We start from the raw sequence: 17,188 nt of genomic DNA, 5'->3' as shown, positions 1-17,188 counted from the left end.
TAACGTGGGGGCAACCGAAAGGGACAGGAGTGGTCGGGCATGGCGACTGCGCTTAAGGACAGGCATGTCGTCGTCACCGGCGGCACGGGCGCACTGGGAACGGCGGTGGTGGCGCGATTGCTGGAAGAGGGAGCGATCTGCCATGTGCCCAACAGCCATGCCGCGGCGCCGAAGCATTTTCCCTACTCCGAAGACGAACGGGTAAAGCTGAAGAACAATGTCTATCTCGCCGATTCGGAGGCCGTCGGTGCCTTTTACGGCGAGGTGCCCGAACTGTGGGCATCCATCCATCTGGCCGGCGGTTTCACCATGGCGCCGGTGGAAAAGACTGAATCGGCGTCCTTCGCCGAGATGATGGACACCAATGCGCGCACCGCCTTCCTGTGCTGCCGGGCTGCCGTGCGCTCCATGCTGGTGTCGGAGACGGCGGGGCGCATCGTCAACGTGTCGGCCCGGCCCGGCCTCGACCCGCGCCGCGGCGGCGGCATGGTGGCTTATGCGGCAAGCAAGGCGGCTGTGGCCGCGATGACGGTGGCGCTTGCGGAAGAGCTGAAGGGCAAGGGCATTTTGGTCAACGCCATCGCCCCCTCGACGCTCGATACGGCCGCCAATCGCGAAGCCATGCCGGATGCCGATTTCGGCAAGTGGGTCAGCCTGGAAGCGGCCGCGGAGGCGATCGTGTATCTTGCCTCGCCCGCCAATGTCGCCATCAGCGGCACCCTGGTCCCGCTCTACGGCCGGGCCTGAGGCAATTCCAGAAAAAACGCGAAGCGCTTTTCCGTCGGGATCTGCGTGAAACAAAATGATGGATCGTTTCGGCGTTTCCACAAAACAGTGAAACGGTCTCGTCAAGTCAGGACTGTTTAAACGAAAAGACCCGCCGGATGACTCCGGCGGGTCTTTTTTCGCGGGCCGCGTCGCGCCGCAGGAGGCGGCGCGCGAAGCTTCAAAACGGCTTAGTTGCCGCCCTGCTTCTTGAGCGCGGCGCCCAGGATGTCGCCGAGCGAAGCGCCGGAATCGGTCGAGCCGTACTGGGCCACCGCTTCCTTCTCCTCGGCGATTTCCAGCGCCTTGATGGAGACCTGCAGCTTGCGGGTCTTCTTGTCGAAGGCGATGACGCGCGCATCGACCTTCTGGCCGACGGTGAAGCGCTCGGGGCGCTGCTCGTCGCGGTCGCGCGACAGGTCGGAGCGCTTGATGAACGACTCCAGCCCGCTTTCGACCAGACGCACCTCGATGCCGCCATCCTTGATGCCGATCACTTCGCAGGTCACCACGGCGTTCTTGCGCAGTTCGCCGGAAGCGGCGGCGTCGCCGGCCGCGTCACGCTCGAGCTGCTTGATGCCGAGCGAGATGCGCTCCTTGTCGATATCGACGTCGAGCACTTGCGCCTTGACCATGTCGCCGCGGTTGTACTCTTCGATCACCTGTTCGCCCGGACGGGTCCAGTCGAGGTCGGAGAGGTGCACCATGCCGTCCACGTCGCCGTCCAGGCCGATGAACAGGCCGAACTCGGTCTTGTTCTTGACCTCGCCCTCGACCTGGCTGCCGACCGGATGGTTGCGGGCGAAGGCTTCCCACGGGTTCTCCAGCGTCTGCTTGAGGCCCAGCGAGATGCGGCGCTTGGCCGGATCGACCTCGAGCACCACCACGTCGACTTCCTGGGTCGTCGACAGGATCTTGCCCGGGTGCACGTTCTTCTTCGTCCACGACATTTCCGAAACGTGGATCAGGCCCTCGATGCCCGGCTCCAGCTCGACGAACGCGCCGTAGTCGGTGATGTTGGTGACCGTGCCGCGGATCTTCTTGCCGATCGGGAACTTGGTGCCGATGTCGGACCACGGATCGCTCTCGAGCTGCTTCATGCCGAGCGAGATGCGGTGCGTCTCCTGGTTGATGCGGATGATCTGCACCTTGACGGTCTGGCCGATCGACAGGATCTCGGTCGGATGGTTGACGCGGCGCCACGCCATGTCGGTGACGTGCAGCAGGCCATCGATGCCGCCGAGGTCGACGAACGCACCGTAGTCGGTGATGTTCTTGACCACGCCCTCGACCACTTGGCCCTCTTCGAGGTTCTGCACGATTTCCGAACGCTGTTCGGCGCGCGACTCTTCAAGCACGGTGCGGCGCGAGACGACGATGTTGCCGCGGCGGCGATCCATCTTGAGGATCTCGAAGGGCTGCGGGTTGTGCATGAGCGGGGTGACGTCGCGGATCGGGCGGATGTCGACCTGCGAACGCGGCAGGAAGGCCACGGCGCCGTCCAGATCGACGGTGAAGCCGCCCTTGACCTGGTTGAAGATGACGCCTTCGACGCGCTCGCCCTTGTTGAACTTCTCCTCGAGGCGCACCCAGCTTTCCTCGCGGCGCGCCTTGTCGCGCGACAACATGGCTTCGCCGAGCGCGTTCTCGATGCGCTCGACATAGACCTCGACGGTGTCGCCGACCTTCAGGCCGCCTTCCTTGCCCTTGGCGCCGAATTCCTTCAGCGGCACGCGGCCTTCGACCTTGAGACCGACGTCGATAATGGCCATGTCCTTCTCGATGGCGGTGACGAGACCGCGCACGACCTGGCCTTCGCCCGAATGACCGTCCGAGAAGGATTCTTCGAGCATGCTCGCGAAATCATCGCGAGAGGGATTAGCTACAGACATATGTTCTCCTGAAATGCCTCCTTGGGAGGCGGCGCCGTGGGTTAGCGTTGCGTTGGCCTGCCGGCGTTCCGGGCCTTGGGCCCTGGCCGCTCGATGCGGCAAATCCGGCGCTAAGAATGCTGGCAGGCTGGTTCCTGCCTGATATGGATATTGCGCGCCTTCATCTCAATGAAAGCCGCGAAACCCGATCAGGCCTTGCTTCCCTTGGCCAGCGCGTCGTCCACGAGCGCGCGAGCCGCCAGAAACGCGGTTTCTATATCCATTTCGGACGTGTCGAGCAAGTGCGCGTCGGCGGCCGGCTTCAACGGCGAGTCCGCGCGGCCCATGTCGCGCTCGTCACGGCGCACGATATCGGCGAGAATCGTGGCGAAATCGCCGGCGCCGTCATTGGCTTCGATCTCCGCCAGCCGTCGCCGGGCCCGTACTTCAGCGCTCGCCGTCACATAGAGCTTTATCGTGGCGCCGGGGCAGACGACCGTGCCGATGTCGCGTCCGTCCAGCACGGCGCCGGACGGCTGCGCGGCAAAGGCGCGCTGCTTGTCCACGAGGATCTTGCGCACCTCGGGCAGTACCGCGACCTTCGAGGCGGCCTCTCCGACCGCATGTGCCGACAATATCGCCTTGTCGAGGCTGCCGAGATCGACCAGCCGCGCCGCCTCCACCGCATGCGGCGCGTCGCCGAGCGGCCAGCCTTTCGCGATCAGCATATGCGCCACCGCCCGATAGGTCAGTCCGGTATCGAGATGCGGCAGATGATAATAGTCCGCCAGCCGCCTGGCCAGCGTGCCCTTGCCGGCGCCTGCGGGGCCGTCGATTGCAATGACGGGCGGACGGGACATGGAGGGTCTCCGCTGTTGGCATGATCGGTCGCAAAGCCTGTACAGCCGGAAAGCGTGCCGGGCAAACGAAAGGCTGGGCTAAACGAAAAGGATGCATCGGCAGTGATGATGCAAGCGCCGCTACCGCTCGCTTTCATGGCGCCGAGATAGCTCTTTGTGAGTCTATCGCAACATGCGCCAGGATCGTCCGAAATCTTCGGAAATCGGCTGCGAAATCGAGCTGTGAACTACTTCACTATTGACTCCTGAATCCTGTCGGATCGATTCAGGTTCTATGAAGATATTCCTCTGATATCTGACAAAGTGTGTCACTGTGATTCGAAAATTGTCCGTTTCGAACGGAACCCTAGGCGGATCGGCAAATTTGCGGCCGCATTTGCCGGCTTAACGGCTCCCATCGTTCAACGGAGCCAAGCAATCCCGCATGAAGTTCACCAAAAGCGTCGCGCTGGCCGCGGCAACATTCGCAACCGTGGCCACCGGCCTTGTTCTCGGTACTTCCTCCCCAGCTTCAGCTACCCCCGGCCAATGCGGCCGCGCTTCCTGGTACGCCCTCCATTCCCGCACCGCCTCGGGCGAGCGCATGAATCCTTCCGCCCTTACCGCCGCCCACCGCTCGCTGCCTTTCGGCACCCGGCTCAGGGTCACCAACAAACATAACGGCAAGAGCGTCGTCGTTCGCATCAATGATCGCGGACCGTTCGTACGCGGCCGCATGCTCGATCTTTCCCGCGGCGCCGCCAGCCGTCTCGGCTTCGTCGGTGCTGGCCAGGCGTCTGTCTGCGTGGCCCAACTCTGAATTTCCGTCCGTCAAGACACGCGAAATCGGCGCCATAGGCGCCTTTTTCATGTCCGCTCGATCGCTTCGCGGCGCGGTATGGCGTTCGCATGCGCACCGGTAGCCGGCTCGGCAAGCAGTCTCGGCCGATCCTGCCGGATTCCCAATGCCTTGGCCCAAAGTATGAGCCTAATTCACGCTGCGTGACGTATTGCGGCGCAACAAAATCTTGTTAACTTCGTTGGGAGACATTGAAGGCTCGGCGCCGCTTCGTCGTACCTTTCCGGTCGCAGGCAGCAGCGAGGACACCAATGTTCTACCAGTTCTATGAAATGAACCATGCCGCGCTTCAACCCGCGCGCGCCTATGCCGACGCGGTGCGTCTGCTCTACAGCAACCCGCTGAACCCGCTCTCGCACACCGCATGGGGGCGTTCGGTGGCCGCCATGGCGGAATTGTTCGAGCGTACCACCCGCCGCTACGGCAAGCCGGAATTCGGATTGCACGAAACCGTGGTGGACTGGAAGCCGGTGCCCGTGCAGGAGCGGATCGTCTGGTCGCGCCCGTTCTGTAACCTGATCCATTTCGAGCGCGCCCTGCCGAAGGGCCGCAAGCCTGATCCGCGCCTGCTGCTCGTGGCGCCGATGTCGGGCCACTACGCGACGCTGCTGCGCGGCACCGTCGAGGCGATGCTGCCGCATGCCGAGGTCTATATCACCGACTGGGTCGATGCCCGCACGGTGCCGCTGTCGGAAGGGCGCTTCGACCTCGACGACTACATCGACTACGTCGTCGACATGCTGCACGCGCTGGGTCCGGACACGCATGTCGTCGCGGTCTGCCAGCCTTCGGTGCCGGTGCTGGCGGCCGTGTCCCTGATGGAGGCGCGCGGCGACCCGCTTGCCCCGGCCACCATGACGCTGATGGGCGGTCCGATCGACACGCGCCGCAATCCCACCGCCGTCAACCTGCTGGCCGAGCAGAAGGACCTGTCCTGGTTCCGCGACAACGCCATCATGCAGGCGCCTTGGCCGGCGCCGGGCTTCGGCCGCGAGGTCTATCCGGGCTTCCTGCAGCTTTCGGGCTTCATGAGCATGAATCTCGACCGGCACATCATCGCCCACAAGGACTTCTTCATGCATCTGGTGAAGAACGACGGCGACGGCGCCGAGAAGCACCGCGAGTTCTATGACGAATATCTGGCCGTCATGGACCTGACCGCGGAGTTCTACCTGCAGACGGTGGACACGGTCTTCATCCGCCACGCCCTGCCGCTGGGCGAGATGACGCATCGCGGCGTCCCGGTCGATCCGGCGGCGATCCGCAATACTGCGCTCTTCACCGTCGAAGGCGAGAACGACGACATTTCCGGCCTGGGCCAGACACAGGCGGCGCATGGGCTGTGCGTCAACATTCCGGCCGATCGCAAGGCGCATTACATGCAGCCGGCGGTGGGGCACTACGGCGTCTTCAACGGTTCGCGCTTCCGGGCCGAGATCGTGCCGCGCATCGTCGATTTCATCACCAGCTATGGCCGCAACGGCAAGGCGGCAACCGCGCCGAAGAAGGCAGGCCAGGACGGCAGCGCGGCCGCCTGATCGGGCAGCATCCCGCGACGAAAACCGAGCCCTAAAGCCGAGGCGGTTCGGCAGCCTCGCGCTATTCGCTCTCGCCTTCCAGCGCGGGCACCGCGACGCCCGCCAGTTCGGCCGCCAGCAGGCGGGCCGCGCCGGCGCGCGCGATCCTCAGCATCAGCGCCTTGCGCGTGGCGGCGGCCATGCGGTGCTCGGGCGCCTCGCGCATGATCTCCGCGCCATAGCCGTCGGACAGGATGAAGCCGCATTCCTGCGGAAATATCTCGGCCGGGACATCGGGGTGGGTGGCGAAGAAGAAGCGGTCCGAGTGCAGCCTGTAGTCCGGCCATTTGCGATCGACGCGGAAATCCTCGATCGAGGATTTTATCTCTATGATCCAGATGTCGCCCTGCCGGGTCAGCGCCACGAGATCGGCGCGGCGGCCGGTGGCCAGCGACAGCTCGGGCAGCACATGCGCGCCCATTTCCATCAGCAGGCGCTGCACGCCGCGCCGCACCAGCATGGCGCGCTCGGACTGGCGACCGTCGATCAGCGGGTTGTATGAGACAGGCGAAACGATGGGCATGGCCCACAATGGCAGATTCTGTTCACGGTTTGAACCTGTTTTCGGCTGGCGATTGTATATTTGACAAACCAGACTGATGGGTGAGAGGCTAACCCTCTGACAACGGGAGGGTTCTATGGGGTGGTTTCATTTGTCGACAAAGGCAGCGAAGACGACGACGCGAAGTTTCGGGATGCTGCAATAGACCCGTTCGAGGACGCAGCGCTGCCATATTATGCACGCTGGACGAGGCAGGACGTGGTTGCCGTGGTCTGCCTGCTAAACCACATTCGAGCGCTACTGATCTTTATCGCTGTTGCGCTTGCGACCGTCGCTTTTCGTTGATCCTGCAATTCGTCTCAGTTTCGCGTCAAAGGCTTCTTCGGAGTCGTCCGCTTCAAGTTCGCGGGCGGCTTCCTTGAATTTGTCGATCTGCTTCTTGGGCTTTCTTTCGGGCAACGCCTAACCCTTCGTCTGTTTCATTTTTTCCAAACGTCCGATCTTAAAGGCAAGGTAGTCTCGGATAAATTCGTACCGTTCCAATGATGGCTCGCCACGATACTGGATCTTGATCTCTTCGCCTCCATCATCAATCAGAATCTCTTCGCTCCAATCGCTAGGCAATGTCGGAAGTGTGCGCGTCGGTGGTGTTGCACCAGATGCGACAACTGGTGGCGGGCTAACCACGAGCGGAGCGGGTTGAACGGTAACTTGTTCCATTTGAACAGCCGCAGTCTCACCCTCCACAAAGACCCATTCTACGCCGTCTAACTCTTGAATCTCTTCGACACGCTTCGGCTCCTTGAACACGAATGCGCCGTCAACTTCGATCAAGACGTAGTCGCCGACCTTCGCGCGGGATGATGGAGGGGTGTCGTCCTCGGCGGAGGCTCCAGCATCGTCACCTTTATCAGAATCAGAGAGCCCTGCATAGGCAATAGTGCTGTCATAGACACTCAGAAACAGCTTCGCGGCTCCTTCCGTGAAGCCATCTTTTAAGACAAGACGATCGAGGCAAACGGCGTCAGGAGGGCGGTCGGCGCCCCATTCAGCAAAATACTTTGCAATGATTTTTGGTTTCAAAGCGACCCGCTTAAGCACCTCTGCCTTAACGCTGTCCTGCTGCGCGCGGAGATAGGTTCGTCCATCGTCGGTGATGGCCGCCGTCAAATCCTTGGAGGAACCACTGTATTCCACCAGACCAAACGCTTTAAGCGCCGCAAGCGTCTGTTGCGCTTGACTTGTCCACCCCTTCATTCCCCACGCGCCGCCGGTATGCTTTGCGGGAGCAGGATGGCGGCCGAAGGTCGCCTCAAATTCCTGGAGGCGCTTGGTTGCCTGCTGGAGCGGGATAAATGGGAACGATGGGCTGCGTTCGCGTTTCGGTTTGGATTGGACCACCACTGTATCGCTCACGATTAATCTCCAATAAGAAAATCGATCCTTATTGGTCCATTATCATGATAGGGATTGACGACGCAAGCGCGTAGAGTATTATCCGCCTCCAGAAAGGAGGCGCGCGATGCGAATCAGGAGGGTTTCCCCAGCCGCCGTCACGGTCCACGGACGCGGCGCGGGATAAATGAAGAGGCTCCGCAACCGGCCGGGTTGCAGAGCCTCAAAGTGGGCCACTATGTAGGAATAGGGCGGCGGTGATCCTATCACCGCCGCTTTCGTTTGTGAATCCCTTTCCAAAGAGGAAGTTGAAGTTGGACCGGCTTCCGATAATGCTCGTGCTTAGAATTAATCAGGCCTACGGTACGTCAGCCGCTTGCCCTTAGCCCCCTTCAACGCGAGGAAGGCGCGGGCGCCGTCATCAACGCCGCGCGCAACGCGGTTCGTGTAGCGGAAATCGAACTCCGCAAGATAGCGGTGCAGGTGATGTTCGGCGCAATGCTGATACACGCCCTTCATGCCGCGCTTGAAGATCGAATAGTAGCCTTCGACGGTGTTGGTATGGATACGCTTTTCGCCTTCGTAACGGACATATTCATCCTTGGAGTGCGTGACGAAATCGTGCGAAGCGAACTCTCACCGAGGCGGCGATAGATGCCGCTCTCGTCGGTCATCAGTGCGCTTTCCTTCGCAATGTTGGCGCGAACGATCGGAACAACGGTGCCAATGCGGGCGGTGTCGATATGGAAGGAGCGGGCAACGCCGCCACGCTCGACCAGCGTAAGAACGGTGTTCTTGTGAGCCGCGCCGCCGGTCTTGACCGGGGTGTCTTTCAAGCGACCGATGTAGGTTTCATCCGCTTCCACGGTTTTGCCGTTGCCGCCCATAGGCGTGAAACCGTCAGGGCGCATGGCCTCACGGATGCGGTGGGCCAGGAACCAAGCCGTCTTGTAGGTGCATTCCAGAACGCGATGGAGCTGATGTGCCGAAATGCCCTTCTTGCTGGAGCACATCAGGTGGATCGCCTGTAGCCACTTATGCAGCGGCAGGTGGGTTTCCTCAAAGATCGTGCCCATGCGCACGGTGAACTGCTTGCGGCACGCCGAGCACTTGTAGAGGCCGTGGCGCTCAATGCCGTGCGGGTTCTTCTTCGAAGGCTTCGTGCGGACGCCCTTCAAGGCATAATGCTTGTCCATCGAGCCGCGGTGGAAGCAAACCGGCCCCTGCGGCCACAACATTTCCTCGACATGCTGGAAAGCGGCGGCTTCGTCGTGGAAATAAGGGCGGGACAAAACGGACATAGCGATAACTCCTTGTATTTGTTATCGCTCATCCGTTGGGTTTGTCAAATATATAATCGCCTTTCAGCTGAAATCGGCGGCGTCGGGATCAACCGCGGACCCTGAGCAGGTGGTTGTCCCAGACATAGTCCGGCTCGGCCACCGGCGGCGCATCCGGCCGCGCGATGGCACCCGCTCCGCTGGTGGCCATGAAGCCCGTACGGTCCGGCGCGATGCCGCAGACCTCGGTCATGTCGGAGGCGGAAATCACCTTGCCGCTGGCGGTATCGAACACGACATAGCTGTTGCCCGCCGGCGACGACACGGCCATCGTGCCGGCCTCGCGGTTGGCAGCCATGGCGCCGATATAGTTGCGCAGGCTGTTCAGCGCCGTTTCGGGCATGTCGAGCAGTTCGAGGTCCTTGCCGCGCGCGGCGCGTCCGACCAGGGGCGGCCTGTCGGTTGTGGCCCCCTCGTACTGGCAGCTGAACCAGATGGTGCCGCCCGAATCCACGTCCATATGCCGGATCGAAAGCTGGTGCAGCTTGGCCGGCAGCCCGTGCTTCTCGAGGAGATCGCCGCTGATGCGGTCGATCAGCACGTAGGAGGGCCGCATGGTGGCGAGGTTGAGCTTGGCCTTGCCGAAATCCGGATGGGTTTCGATGCCGCCATTGGCGATGGCGAGCGTCGTGCCGTCGCCGGCAAGCAGCAATTCATGGGGGCCGACGCCATGGGTCGGGAACTCGCCCACCTTCGTGAATCCGTCACGGGCATCGTAGACGCCGACCATTCCGGCGGCGTTGTCGAAGTCGTTCTCGGTGGCGTAGAGCAGGGCGCCGTCCGGGGAGAACACGCCGTGGCCGTAGAAATGGCGGCCCTCCGGACAGGCGAAGGTTACCGGCCTTTCGCGGCGTGTATGGTCGAAAGCGACGGCGATGGTGCCGGGCTTGCGCGGAAACACCACCGCACGCCGCGAGGCGGGATCGAAGGTCACGCCATGGCCGCGATCCGGCAGGTCGACGGCATAGAGGATCCTGCCTTCCTCCGAAAGCACGGCCGCGCCGTAGCCTCCGCCGTGGCGCACATAGGCCGTGGCGAAGACGGCGCCGGTGTCGAGCGCCGCTGCCCAGGCGCCCGGCGTCATGGCCGCTGCGAAGCCCGCGCCGGCTGCCTTGAGAAAATTGCGGCGATCGATGAGCGGCGTCTTCAGCATCGTCATCCCCCGTTTCAGTCGCCGTCCAGCGACGAGAACCCGGCGGTCAGGCCGAAAGCGGCCGTCATGCGCGTGCCGAACAGGTTGGACAGGCTGCTGGTGATAAGCAGGAAATGCTCCAGCCGCTCGCGCCGCTTCGGATCGTCCAGCACCGCGTCGATGGGCCCTGACGCGGCCTTGGCGGCGGCCACTCCGTTGGCGAGCTGGATGTGGATCGATTGCGCGATCCAGCGCGAATCTTGCGGAAGCGCCTCTTCGAGCCTGGAGACCTGGAGCAGGTCGTCCATGGCGGCGAGATTGGCGGCAAGCGAATCTGCGGTCTTGCCGGAGCGCCAGTAGACCGCCAGCCGCGGCTTGTCCGTCTCGGCGTCGCGGCCGAGGAACCCTTTCAGGCGCACGTCGCGGATCTGGTCCAGCCCGTCGATGAACATGCCGACAAGCTCCGTCGCTGCTTCGCTGCCGTCACGGTAGACGGCATTGCCGGGACCGGGCTTCTCCCATGTGGCTGCAAAACCGTCGGGCTTGTTCCATTCCTGGCTCACATTGGCAGATATCTGCTCGATATTGCCGGCGACGGCACGGCCATAGACGCAGCGATAGGGATCGTCCGCCACTTCAAGCGTGTCGGCGCCGGTGCCATAGAGCACGAATTCCAATGCGCCCAGTCCCTGCATGGCGACGCTCTTTCCGGCAATGCCGGCCGGATCGGCAATTGCGGGGTCCTTCGCGGCAAGCGCCGCCTGCACCTGCCTCAAGCCTATGCCCTTGCGGTCGGGCCAATACAGCATCCGCTCCAGCCGGTTCTTCTCGGTGATGGGGCCGAAACGGATGATTTCCGCCGTGGACCATGCGTCCACCAATCCGGAGAACTGGTTGCGCGCGGCATCCAGATGCTCCTTCGACGGCACGTCGCACAGGGTTTTCATCGCGCCCGCAGTGGCGGCGGCGTGATCGCGGAGGTTTTCATAGGCCGGGCGCACGAAACCGTCGACCGCGCGGCCGATTACGTCGGACGCCTTCACGTCGGCCGAAGCCGGCGGGCTGCCGGCCGCTAATGAGAGGGGCAGGGCAAGCATGAGCAAAAGGCGCTTGGGCATCATAGCGACTCCAGGAATCTGATGAGTGCGGCACGGTCAGCGGCTCGTGCCGCCGCGAAGCGGTCGCGCGCTTTTTGCGCCTCGCCGCCGTGCCACAGGATTGCTTCAGTGAGGTTGCGGGCGCGGCCGTCATGCAGGAAAAAACCGTAGCCGCTTACGGTCTTCGTCAGGCCGATGCCCCACAAGGGCGGGGTGCGCCATTCGCTTCCCGTCGCGTCGCCCACCGCCTGGCCGTCGGCCAGCCCCTCGCCCATATCGTGCAGAAGAAAATCGGAATAAGGCCATATGAGCTGGAACGACTGCGCCTTGTTGGGCGCGTCACGGCGCGTGACGAATTTCGGCGTATGGCAGCCGGTGCAGCCGAGCCGGTAGAAAACCGCCTTGCCGGCCAGCACGTCGGGCTTATCGACGTCGCGCCGCACCGGAACGGCAAGGTTCTGCGAGTAGAAGGTGATGAGGTCCATCACCGGCGGCGGCGCTTCCGTGTCGCCGAGGCGCTTCTGGACGCCTGTCGGCATCGCCAGGCATGCCTTCTGCGCCCCGGTGCAGTCGCCCCAATGCCGGGGCGCCTCCGGCGACGAGATGCCGATGTCGTTTGCGAGGGCATCCGCGGATTGCTGACGGATCGACGCCTGCTCGGCCTTCCAGCCGAACCGTCCCAGCGTCATCTGGCCGGTCGCAGGGTCGCGCACGATGTTGGGCTTGCCGGAAATGCCGTCGCCGTCGCGGTCTCCGGGATCGGCTTGGGCGAGGATGTCTGCCGGGGAAATCTGTTCGATCAGGCCGAGGCCGATCATCGGGTTCGCAACGCGCGGCGACAGCGTCGTGCGGGGATCGAGCGCGCCGTAGCCGAGGTCTTCGACCGAATAGGTCGGCTTGCGCAGCGACACCACCGTGCCGTCGCCCAGCGTGACCGGCCTTTCCTCATAGGTGATCTTCATCCGGCCTTCGCCGGCGATGCCGGGAACGGCAAGGTCCTGCAGCTGCGCGCCGTAGACCGGATCGGGAAAGTTCAGCACCTTGCGCGCTGCCCGTTCGGCCTTCTCTTCCTGCGTCGATGCCGTGCGCGCCAGCCGCAGGAACATGGACGTGGCATCCACGCCGCCTTCGGGCGGATGGCCTCGACCGTCCTTGACATGGCAGCTCTGGCACGACCGCGCATTGAACAGGGGACCCAACCCGTCGGACGCTTGCGTGGAAGAGGGCGACGACACCCAGTTCTTGCGGAACAGGCCGTTTCCGAGCCGGAAGGTCGCTTCTTCCTCAAAGGTGATATTGGCGGAAGGCTGCGAGAAGGACTCCGCGTTGACGGGCTTTCGCGTCGTGCCGGCGCCGCCCTGCATGGCCTCGAACGTTTCGGCTTTGCTGAAATCGCTCGCCGGCCTGGTGACCGACCGGACGCGGGCGAGATCGCTCGGCGTCAGGTCGCCGCGAACGGTCGCCAGCCCCGGCGTATCGAGATTGCCGGCGTAGCCCGGTAAGATCGAAAGATGCAGGGTTGCTGCGGCCGCCAGCCAGAGCCCGGTCGGCACCCATATGCAAATGCCGGATCCGGAAACGTCCGCGATCCGTCTCCCAAAGCCGTTTACCGCGGATGTCAGACCCTCGATGCAATGGTCATGCGCGCGGCGCAGCGAGGTCAGGAAGCGCCGCATGTCCACATGCCTTCGCTCAGTCGGCGTCGTTGGCCGGCGCGGCGTTGAGCTGTCCGTACTTTTCCTCGCCGATGGAGGCGAGCAGGTCGAGCTGCGTCTCTAGGAAATCGATATGGCCTTCCTCGTCGGCGAGCAGTTCCTCGAACAGCTTCATGGTGACGTAGTCGCCCAGTTCGTTGCAGATCTCGCGTGAGCGCTTGTAAGACGTGCGTGCGTCATATTCGCCGGCCAGATCCGATTCCAGCACTTCCTTGACGTTCTGGCCGATGCGCAGCGGCGCCACCGACTGGAGGTTCGGGTGGCCTTCGAGGAAGATGATGCGCGCGACGAGCTTGTCCGCATGCTGCATCTCTTCGATCGATTCCTCGCGTTCCTTCTTCGCCAGCTTCTGGTATCCCCAGTCTTCCAGGAGGCGGTAGTGGACCCAGTACTGGTTCACCGCGCCGAGCTCGAGGAAGAGGGCTTCGTTAAGCCGCTCGATGACTTGTGCTTCGCCTTTCATTCAGCTTCCTCCCAAATTGGTCGCGCAGGGCCCTGACGCGATCGAGGTGCGAAACGACATCCGTTGCACCCGTCTCGCTGCGGGCATGGTATTCCTCGGTCACCCGAATGATCGTTTCGACCACATTTGGGAAACAGCCGCAACAGCGGCCGCGCTTCATCATCGCATGATAGACCTTGGCCGGCACGATGAGCTGCCAGGGATCCTGGTCGAGCAAACCGACGATGGTCTGTTCGATCTCCCGCTCGGTGATGATGTTGCAATGGCAGATCAGCATGGCTTGCTCTGGATGGCTGGCGATGTTTCCTAAGGGAGATGCTGGCGTTCCGGCCCTGTGTTGCCGCCCGGCTGGCCGGCCGCGCTCCTTGTCCCTACTTGAAGACCTTGTCCGGCGAATCGAGGCTGTCGGACCCCTCGAAGGCGATGGCGTCGAGCTTCAGTGCCGAAACCACGCGCTGGATCGACTTGGTCTGGTCGATCAGCGCGTCGATCGCCGCCTGTACGGTCGCATTGCCTTCCTTGTTGTCTTCCCCGATCTGCTGGTCATAGGCTTCTCCGGCATCGGCGCGCGCCTTGATGGCTTCCATGCTGGCGACCGTGGCGTCGAGCTTGGCCGACAGTTCCTTGTCCAGCGCCGGATCGGCCTCCTTCACCATGTCGGACAGCGACGGCCCCGATATTTCCGTTCCGTCCAGCCGCTTGTAATTGGCATGATAGGCGGCGCGGATGCCGATGGCGTCGCCCAGATGCGACATGTGCGTATTGTCGGAGAAGCAATCCTGCTCCTCTTCCGGATCGTGCAGCAGCAGGCCGAGCTTCATGCGCTCTCCGGCCAGTTCGCCATAGGAAAGAGAGCCCATGCCGGTCAGGATGGCGGAAAGGCCGGCATTCGGCTGGCCGTCCTCGAGATGCTTGCGGGCCGCGCCGCCCTCCTTCCAGCTATCGACCATTTCCTGCAGGTCCGACACCAGAAGGTCCGCCGCGGACTTCAGATATTCGGCGCGGCGGTCGCAATTGCCATGGGTGCAGTTGGCCGTATCGTAGTCGGTGTAGGGGCGCTCGCCTGCGCCCGGCCCCGTGCCGTGGAGATCCTGCCCCCAAAGCAGGAACTCGATGGCGTGATAGCCGGTCGCCACATTGGCCTGTACGCCGTCGGCCTCCTGCAAGGTGCCCGAAAGGAATTCCGGCGTCAGCTTCGAGGCATCGACCTCCTTGCCGTTTATCTTGATCGCCTTGTTGGCGATGACATTCGCCGTATAGAGGGCGTTCTCCTCGGATTCGGTGCCGTAGCTCGCATCGACATAGTCGATGAGACCTTCGTCCAGCGGCCACGAGTTCACCCGGCCTTCCCAGGCATCGACGACCGGATTGCCGAACCGGTAGGCCTCGGTCTGCGGGTAGACGACACGAGCGGCCTTCCAGGCCTGCCGGGCGGCCTTGAGGGTATCCTCGGAAGGTTTCGCGATCAGCGAGTCGACGGCCGCGTCAAGCGCCTTGGCAGTGGTCAGCGCGTCCTCGAACTTGGTAAGGCCGATGTCGGCATAGGTCTTGATGACCGCCTTGGGATCGACATCCGCCTTGGCGGGAAACACGAAGGCCGCGGCCGTCAGGGCTGCGGTGGCGCCCACCGCCGTCAGCTTGCTTCCCAGCCGAACCGTTACTTTGGTCTTCATCAGGTAATTTCTCCCGGCAAGGTCAGTGGAGGCCGTGGGGCGCGGCGAGGCGAAAACGGAATTTTGGACGCAAGCGCTCGATGCGGGCCTGACAAGGCAGGCGCAGAGTCGCAGGGCGGATCGGGTCGCCGGCAAGAAACATCGAGTGCCTCCAATCGAAAGGGTTCAAGGCCCAGACATCAAAGGAATGCGTCATGTGACGCGTTTGCTCATAAAGCTGCGGAGCTGCCGAAAGTCAACCGAAATCGTCAAGAAAAGCCAATTGAAACAATAGTTTAGAATAATTCTAAACTAGGAAAATCAAGTTTCGCTCGTGCCGGCGTCGTCGCGAAACCTGGTCTTGTGACGTTGCGCGCATTGACAGCCTGCCCGTCCGGGTGCGACCGCTTGCGCATCCCTTGCGGCGCAAGCAGGCGATCGCCGGTTTTCGCCACCGATTAATCTGCAGCCGGAAGCCGTGGCGAACGGCATTGAACAGCGTCCCATGAAGAACGGTGTGGTCCCATGAAGAATGGTGTGGTCATTGTCGGAGCGGGTCACGCGGGCGTGCAGGCGGCCGCCAGCCTGCGCGAGGAGGGCTACGACGGACCGGTCGTCCTTGTCGGCGACGAGGCGGAACTGCCCTACCACAAGCCGCCGCTGTCCAAGACCTTCATCAAGGATGCCGAGGCCAAACCGCAACCCTTGCGCGGCGAAGCCTTCTACTCCGGCCACGAGATCGACTTCCGGCCGGGCACCGAGGTGCGTGGCATCGACATTCCAGGCCGGCGCCTCGAACTGGCCGCTGGCGGCACCCTGTCCTTCGACCGGCTGATCCTCGCGACAGGGTCGCGCCCGCGCACCTTGCCGTTGCCGGGCGCCGATCTCGCCGGCGTGGTTTCGCTGCGCTCGGTGGCCGATGCGCGCCTGATCCGCGAACTGAGCGGCAAGGCCGAGGACGCGGTCATCATCGGCGGCGGGTTCATAGGGCTCGAAATCGCGGCCACGCTGCGCGCCGCCGGTCGCAACGTAACCGTGATCGAAGCAGCCGATCGGGTGCTGGGTCGCGCCGTCGCGCCCGTCATCGCCGCGCACGTGCATCGCCGGCTGGAAGAGATCGGCGTGCGCGTGCTGACCGGCACGACCGTTTCCCGGCTGGAAGGCGAGGGCGGCCATGTGGCCGGGGCGGTGCTGCCTTCGGGCGAGAGGATACCGGCTCGGCTCGTCGTCATCGGCATCGGGGTGGTGCCCAATGTCGAGTTGGCCGCGGCGGCGGGGCTCGCCGTCGGCAACGGCATCAGGGTCGACGCCCAGATGCGGACTTCCGTCCCGGAGGTGCTGGCGGTCGGTGACGCGGTGAACTATCGCCACTGGTTCACGGGCGGCGACGTCCGCCTGGAATCGGTGCAGAACGCGACCGATCAGGCCCGGCTCGCCGCGCGCACCATTCTCGGCCACGAGGAAGCCTATTCCGCCGTGCCCTGGTTCTGGTCCGACATCGGCGACATGAAGCTGCAGATGGTGGGGCTGGCGCTGGGTGGCGATCGCCACGTCGTCGCGGGCGACGCGGCCGACAACAAATTCTCCGTCTATCATTTTGCCGGGGACAGGCTGATCGCCATCGAATCCGTCAACCGCCCGGCCGATCACATGCTGGGCCGCAAGATGCTGGGCGCCGGCTTCTCGCCTGCGGATTCACTGGTCACGGCCGGGCCAGACGCGCTCAAGGCGGCTCTTGCCGCGTTCCAGCAGGGCACGGCCGCCGCCGCTGGTTAGCGGAACCGCCGCCAGCCGGACGGGCTGTTGCCACGAAGCGAAAAAAAACGGCGGATTTCTCCGCCGCCTTTGCATTTTTACGCTAGAGCATTTCATGTTTTGACGGAAGCGTATCCGGCGTTCTTGAAGTAGTTGGCGCATTCGCCTGGTTCGATGGTTGAGACGAGGTTGCCGACGTGTCGCCACGTCTCTTCGATGGTTCGCT

General features: G+C 63.2%; 15 protein-coding genes and 2 pseudogenes. 4 read left to right on the top strand and 13 right to left on the bottom strand.

The genetic code is table 11. The features are described from left to right. Nucleotides 1-39 precede the first annotated feature (39 nt). Nucleotides 40-747, top strand: coding sequence for an SDR family NAD(P)-dependent oxidoreductase (locus QU595_RS21530; protein WP_315925760.1), 708 nt, complete (start codon nucleotides 40-42; stop codon nucleotides 745-747). A gap of 209 nt (nucleotides 748-956) precedes the next feature. Here the strand turns inward: QU595_RS21530 and rpsA are convergent, their stop codons facing one another. After that, a complete protein-coding gene (rpsA, locus tag QU595_RS21525) occupies nucleotides 957-2,657 on the bottom strand; it encodes a 30S ribosomal protein S1 (protein WP_315925758.1) in 1,701 nt (566 codons plus the stop codon). A 188-nt stretch (nucleotides 2,658-2,845) separates the two neighbouring features. Continuing rightward, complete coding sequence (gene cmk, locus QU595_RS21520) at nucleotides 2,846-3,496, bottom strand: (d)CMP kinase (protein ID WP_315925756.1); 651 nt, start codon at nucleotides 3,494-3,496, stop codon at nucleotides 2,846-2,848. A 424-nt stretch (nucleotides 3,497-3,920) separates the two neighbouring features. Here cmk and QU595_RS21515 point away from each other — a divergent pair, with 424 nt between their 5' ends. Both QU595_RS21515 and QU595_RS21510 read left to right on the top strand, forming a co-directional pair. Next, on the top strand, nucleotides 3,921-4,295 hold the full coding sequence (locus QU595_RS21515) for a septal ring lytic transglycosylase RlpA family protein (protein WP_315925754.1): 375 nt from the start codon (nucleotides 3,921-3,923) through the stop codon (nucleotides 4,293-4,295). Nucleotides 4,296-4,585: 290 nt separating this feature from the next. Then, a complete protein-coding gene (locus QU595_RS21510) occupies nucleotides 4,586-5,872 on the top strand; it encodes a polyhydroxyalkanoate depolymerase (RefSeq protein WP_315925752.1) in 1,287 nt (428 codons plus the stop codon). Nucleotides 5,873-5,933: 61 nt separating this feature from the next. On the opposite strand, the gene QU595_RS21505 is transcribed toward QU595_RS21510, so the two are convergent. From QU595_RS21505 to QU595_RS21460, 10 genes and pseudogenes are all read right to left on the bottom strand, one after another. Further along, the gene (locus tag QU595_RS21505) at nucleotides 5,934-6,434 is read right to left on the bottom strand and encodes an MmcB family DNA repair protein (RefSeq protein ID WP_315926465.1); all 501 of its coding nucleotides are present in this window, start codon (nucleotides 6,432-6,434) and stop codon (nucleotides 5,934-5,936) included. A 276-nt stretch (nucleotides 6,435-6,710) separates the two neighbouring features. Further along, the gene (locus QU595_RS21500) at nucleotides 6,711-6,872 is read right to left on the bottom strand and encodes a hypothetical protein (RefSeq protein WP_315925750.1); all 162 of its coding nucleotides are present in this window, start codon (nucleotides 6,870-6,872) and stop codon (nucleotides 6,711-6,713) included. Nucleotides 6,873-6,875: 3 nt separating this feature from the next. After that, complete coding sequence (locus QU595_RS21495) at nucleotides 6,876-7,829, bottom strand: hypothetical protein (RefSeq protein WP_315925748.1); 954 nt, start codon at nucleotides 7,827-7,829, stop codon at nucleotides 6,876-6,878. Between the two features lie 327 nt (nucleotides 7,830-8,156). Beyond that, a pseudogene (locus tag QU595_RS21490) lies at nucleotides 8,157-9,109 on the bottom strand (IS1595 family transposase). 88 nt (nucleotides 9,110-9,197) lie between these two features. Then, nucleotides 9,198-10,298, bottom strand: a complete 1,101-nt coding sequence (locus tag QU595_RS21485) for a DUF1513 domain-containing protein (RefSeq protein WP_315926463.1) — start codon at nucleotides 10,296-10,298, stop codon at nucleotides 9,198-9,200. A gap of 17 nt (nucleotides 10,299-10,315) precedes the next feature. After that, a complete protein-coding gene (locus QU595_RS21480) occupies nucleotides 10,316-11,398 on the bottom strand; it encodes an imelysin family protein (protein WP_315925746.1) in 1,083 nt (360 codons plus the stop codon). Next, entirely contained in the window at nucleotides 11,398-13,053 is a 1,656-nt protein-coding gene (locus QU595_RS21475) for a di-heme oxidoredictase family protein (protein ID WP_315925744.1), read from the bottom strand. The genes QU595_RS21480 and QU595_RS21475 overlap by 1 nt, the downstream gene beginning before the upstream one ends. A 16-nt stretch (nucleotides 13,054-13,069) precedes the next feature. Continuing rightward, entirely contained in the window at nucleotides 13,070-13,555 is a 486-nt protein-coding gene (gene bfr, locus QU595_RS21470) for a bacterioferritin (protein ID WP_315925741.1), read from the bottom strand. Then, a complete protein-coding gene (locus QU595_RS21465) occupies nucleotides 13,521-13,832 on the bottom strand; it encodes a (2Fe-2S)-binding protein (protein WP_315925739.1) in 312 nt (103 codons plus the stop codon). Before QU595_RS21465 ends, bfr begins: the two co-directional genes overlap by 35 nt. 94 nt (nucleotides 13,833-13,926) lie before the next feature. Next, the gene (locus tag QU595_RS21460) at nucleotides 13,927-15,228 is read right to left on the bottom strand and encodes an imelysin family protein (RefSeq protein ID WP_315925738.1); all 1,302 of its coding nucleotides are present in this window, start codon (nucleotides 15,226-15,228) and stop codon (nucleotides 13,927-13,929) included. A gap of 504 nt (nucleotides 15,229-15,732) precedes the next feature. Between QU595_RS21460 and QU595_RS21455 the strand changes: the two genes are divergently transcribed. Then, the gene (locus QU595_RS21455) at nucleotides 15,733-16,983 is read left to right on the top strand and encodes an NAD(P)/FAD-dependent oxidoreductase (protein ID WP_315925736.1); all 1,251 of its coding nucleotides are present in this window, start codon (nucleotides 15,733-15,735) and stop codon (nucleotides 16,981-16,983) included. Nucleotides 16,984-17,075: 92 nt separating this feature from the next. Here the strand turns inward: QU595_RS21455 and QU595_RS21450 are convergent. After that, nucleotides 17,076-17,188, bottom strand: a pseudogene (locus tag QU595_RS21450) (IS630 family transposase); the annotation flags it as partial.

The sequence above is a fragment of the Mesorhizobium sp. SP-1A genome, from assembly GCF_032460275.1.
In the GTDB taxonomy this organism is placed as follows: Bacteria; Pseudomonadota; Alphaproteobacteria; order Rhizobiales; family Rhizobiaceae; genus Mesorhizobium.
Note: the sequence above shows the minus strand (reverse complement) of the source record. Positions and strands in the feature narration are given on the sequence as shown.

What these genes read in the sequence shown, in the direction of transcription:
- QU595_RS21530 (WP_315925760.1), top strand. Translation starts at nt 40, where the DNA reads ATGGCGACTGCGCTTAAGGACAGGCATGTCGTCGTCACCGGCGGCACG.
- rpsA (WP_315925758.1), bottom strand. Translation starts at nt 2,657, where the DNA reads ATGTCTGTAGCTAATCCCTCTCGCGATGATTTCGCGAGCATGCTCGAA.
- cmk (WP_315925756.1), bottom strand. Translation starts at nt 3,496, where the DNA reads ATGTCCCGTCCGCCCGTCATTGCAATCGACGGCCCCGCAGGCGCCGGC.
- QU595_RS21515 (WP_315925754.1), top strand. Translation starts at nt 3,921, where the DNA reads ATGAAGTTCACCAAAAGCGTCGCGCTGGCCGCGGCAACATTCGCAACC.
- QU595_RS21510 (WP_315925752.1), top strand. Translation starts at nt 4,586, where the DNA reads ATGTTCTACCAGTTCTATGAAATGAACCATGCCGCGCTTCAACCCGCG.
- QU595_RS21505 (WP_315926465.1), bottom strand. Translation starts at nt 6,434, where the DNA reads ATGCCCATCGTTTCGCCTGTCTCATACAACCCGCTGATCGACGGTCGC.
- QU595_RS21480 (WP_315925746.1), bottom strand. Translation starts at nt 11,398, where the DNA reads ATGCCCAAGCGCCTTTTGCTCATGCTTGCCCTGCCCCTCTCATTAGCG.
- QU595_RS21475 (WP_315925744.1), bottom strand. Translation starts at nt 13,053, where the DNA reads ATGCGGCGCTTCCTGACCTCGCTGCGCCGCGCGCATGACCATTGCATC.
- bfr (WP_315925741.1), bottom strand. Translation starts at nt 13,555, where the DNA reads ATGAAAGGCGAAGCACAAGTCATCGAGCGGCTTAACGAAGCCCTCTTC.
- QU595_RS21465 (WP_315925739.1), bottom strand. Translation starts at nt 13,832, where the DNA reads ATGCTGATCTGCCATTGCAACATCATCACCGAGCGGGAGATCGAACAG.
- QU595_RS21460 (WP_315925738.1), bottom strand. Translation starts at nt 15,228, where the DNA reads ATGAAGACCAAAGTAACGGTTCGGCTGGGAAGCAAGCTGACGGCGGTG.
- QU595_RS21455 (WP_315925736.1), top strand. Translation starts at nt 15,733, where the DNA reads ATGAAGAATGGTGTGGTCATTGTCGGAGCGGGTCACGCGGGCGTGCAG.